The sequence below is a fragment of the Mucilaginibacter sp. P4_G9 genome, from assembly GCF_056400985.1.
Map to the genome: position 1 here is coordinate 1 of NZ_JBFUKF010000854.1, position 886 is coordinate 886.

The window sequence follows — 886 nt, forward strand, 5'->3', positions numbered from 1 at the left end:
GATCAGATTTTGTCCGAAAAGTATTTTGTTGTTCTTAAACCTGTATTTAGCCAACGTTTTTAATGGCTCTTTGGCTTTTATGCCTGTTTGCTGATCAATGGTGGTCATGATACAGCGGGCACATAATTTGGCGCCATAAAAACTAATACCGGCAATACTCATTTGGTTCATCAGGTCCTCTTCAAAAGGCTGCCCGCCGGTGAAAACAATGTTAGGGCGAAACCTATTCATAGGCAGCGCATCCTGCAGGCGGGTATTCAGTTCATTTAGCGACGCCTGGCCTATTAGCAGGAAAGGGTAGGCATCAGCAAAAGAGGTGATGATACCCGGGGGCGCATAGTGTTGATCAACCTCGCGTTCAGTTTCATCCGGCATAAAAACCAGCCTGCATTTTAAACCCAAAACCCTGGTAAACCATTCATCAAACTCGTCACCAACATACACGCCTGTACAGGTATCGTCCCAGATCACTACATTGTGTTTGGTTTGCTCCTGGTATCCAAAAGGTATTTTAACAGCACCATTTAAATGGTGACTAACCAATAAACCATCGTCTTCAATCTGCACCTTTATCAGGGCCATCTGTGCGTGCACCCGCTGGGTAATAAAGCGGTTTTGTTCGTCAACCAGCATCCAGCGCCTGTCGTACTTAAAGCCGCGCGAGGTAACTTCTGCTTTGGTAACAGCTATTCCGCCTAATGATTTAATGGGATAAATATACAGTTCGCTTATCTGGAGCATAAAGGTTGATGGTGATGAGGTAAAAATAAGAAAAATTGTGCTGAAAGTATTGCTGCCGGGTAACTGTTTATAGAGGAGCATTATTCAATTTTATCAAATTGAATAATCCTGTAAATCCGGCCCTTTCCTTAAATCGTGTAAAAAC

Annotated in this window: 1 protein-coding gene; it reads right to left on the reverse strand. The window is 43.3% G+C overall.

What is annotated here, in order from left to right; genetic code table 11:
• On the reverse strand, positions 1 to 822 hold an 822-nt coding region (locus AC1DPZ_RS28150; RefSeq protein WP_477409756.1), incomplete at its 3' end, for an MOSC domain-containing protein.
• Positions 823 to 886: the final 64 nt, after the last annotated feature.